The sequence below is a fragment of the Acinetobacter sp. YH12129 genome, from assembly GCF_013418685.1.
In the GTDB taxonomy this organism is placed as follows: domain Bacteria; phylum Pseudomonadota; class Gammaproteobacteria; order Pseudomonadales; family Moraxellaceae; genus Acinetobacter; species Acinetobacter amyesii.
In genome coordinates this window covers 1-2,292 of record NZ_VPBP01000067.1, presented here as the reverse complement: position 1 = coordinate 2,292, position 2,292 = coordinate 1, and the positions used below count along the sequence as shown (strand labels likewise).

Genomic DNA, 2,292 nt, shown 5'->3' with positions numbered 1-2,292 from the left:
TCCAGATTTAAATCCAATAGAAAATATGTGGTCACGAGTCAAGGCGATTCGAACTAAGTTTAGAGTTAAAGATATTGATAAATTATTTAAAGATTACTGTAATGATTTATTTGGTATTTAGCTATAATTGCTGGAATTTATAACTTAGAGCTGAGTGAAAAATGACTTATGAAAGAAATCTACTGTATTTACAATTGCATCTCAAATTAAATAGCCGAGAATTAGTAAAACGTATTAATCAATATGCGTTACTTCGAACTGAAAGTAATTCGAAAAATCTAATTTTAATAATGTTTTTGATAGGCTCTATCAAAGAATGTAATTTTAAAACCTTCTTAGAGAAAATCACTGATAAATTAATCAATGATTTAAGAGGAGATGTCTATGTATTTGCACGTAAGCATGGTCTTTCTACATGGAGTGGTCGTTATGATGAAATAACAAACAGTGAGTGGTACAAGTTGATTTTGATCAGAGAACTTAAAGTTGATAACCCATTATTGAATAAAGTGATTGCTGCTTATAATGATTCAGAGAAATCACAAGATAAAACTACAAAAGAGCATTACCTGAGAGAAGGTTTGGAAAACTTCTCTATTATTAATTTTACGCACTCTAGTGAATTTGCTTCGGATTGGGAAAATTATATTAAGCGGGGCATCTAACTTTTGTTTCTAAAATGATTTAATAATCCTTGCAAATCATCCGTCTGCAATTTTTCCCGCATCTTTAAAAACTGCTTTTCATCTAAATCATAGAGCTTAAGTGAAAGTAGTTTTTCGATATCTTCCAGAGGGAAACGATATTTAATAATTTGAGCAGGCACGCCGCCGACAACAGCATAAGGTGGTACATCTTTAGTTACCACAGCGCCTGTAGCCACCACAGCACCTTCACCGAGTGTAACGCCTTGCATAATCATGGCACGTGAGCCGATCCAGCAGCCATCACCAATAATCGTATCGCCAGCAGGCACGAAACTGCGTGTATCAAACGGAAAAGCAGAAATCCAGTCGGTACGGTGTAATTGGTTGCCACCCATCATAATCACGCATTCTGCGCCAAAGCAGACAAAATTACCGATATGTAGCTGGTCTATCGGCTTCTCAGCTGTTGCAGGTTTATCATGCAGATAACGCACCACACAGCGCTCAAAACCCTGATCCCAATATGCAGAATAATATGAATAATTACCTTTGATGTGAATATTTGGGTTCTTCACTGTTTTAGAGATGAACTCAAACTCACACCAATGATTGACAGGTGAATTAATCAATTTTTCAGACATAAGGTTTAATAGCAATAATGATTCGCGTGACTATTTTAGCTGACTCACTATAAATGTCGACTATAGATAAATACTTAAGCTCGTTTTAAATGCAGCAAATGCGTGGCTTGAGTATGCCGTATTCGATCTTTACGATTTGCAAAATAGCGCTGAGTAATGTCATGTGCAGATAAATCTTCTAAGACCACATAACCCAGTTTTGTCACGGCACGGTGTAACTCATCACTGTGAAATGTCCCAATAATGGGTTCACTTAAAAAATAGGTAAATTTGGAAACAGCAAATGATCCGACACGCTCTATACCAGTTAAATCTTGATAGGGAATAGAATAATCTAAAACCAATTCGCTACCTGTGGCTGCAAATTCGGCAATGGTTTGCAAGGTGCTCATAGTTGTTTCTGGTTTTAAATAGTGCGTCGTTCCAAGCCAAGAAAAGAAAGTTGGTTGCTTTGTATCATAAGAACTCCGTTTTAAGGCATGCGCTAAATTTTCTTTTTCAAAATCAATAGAAATAAACTCAACATGGTCTGGAATATGTCCGAGTTTCTGTAAACTTCGTATTTTTAATGTTTGAGTATCTGGGTGATCAACCTCAAAAATTTTAATATCTGAGTATTACTGCGCTAATCGGAGGACAAAAGAATCTAAACCTGCACCAATCAGCACATATTGTTTAATTCCTTGTTGTACTGCCTTTTCTAATTGATCTTCGGCATAGCGTGAACGTGCCACCACCTGTGCAGTCAGTAATCCAAACGTTTGATTGGGTATTTTGCTATTCAACGCTTTTATACATGCACGATTTGAAAGTAGTCGACGCCAAATTGGACTGGTGAAATGAAAGGCATAAGGGTCGGAAAAAACAGGTTGGTTCGCATATATAGCTAAATACCAAATAAATCATTACAGTAATCTTTAAATAATTTATCAATATCTTTAACTCTAAACTTAGTTCGAATCGCCTTGACTCGTGACCACATATTTTCTATTGGATTTAAATCT

The 2,292-nt window shown here is 36.0% G+C and carries 2 protein-coding genes and 1 pseudogene; 1 reads left to right on the top strand and 2 read right to left on the bottom strand.

Annotation, left to right across the window (positions count from 1 at the left end; genetic code table 11):
• Positions 1–161: 161 nt before the first annotated feature.
• Positions 162–665: a hypothetical protein gene (locus FTU65_RS16015; protein WP_180012497.1), complete on the top strand. Its 504-nt coding sequence runs from the start codon at positions 162–164 to the stop codon at positions 663–665.
• On the opposite strand, the gene FTU65_RS16010 is transcribed toward FTU65_RS16015, so the two are convergent.
• Complete coding sequence (locus FTU65_RS16010) at positions 662–1,288, bottom strand: CatB-related O-acetyltransferase (protein WP_180012495.1); 627 nt, start codon at positions 1,286–1,288, stop codon at positions 662–664. The two genes, FTU65_RS16015 and FTU65_RS16010, sit on opposite strands and share 4 nt — an antisense overlap.
• 74 nt (positions 1,289–1,362) lie before the next feature.
• Positions 1,363–2,157: pseudogene (locus FTU65_RS16005) on the bottom strand (class I SAM-dependent methyltransferase); the annotation flags it as partial.
• Positions 2,158–2,292 lie beyond the last annotated feature (135 nt).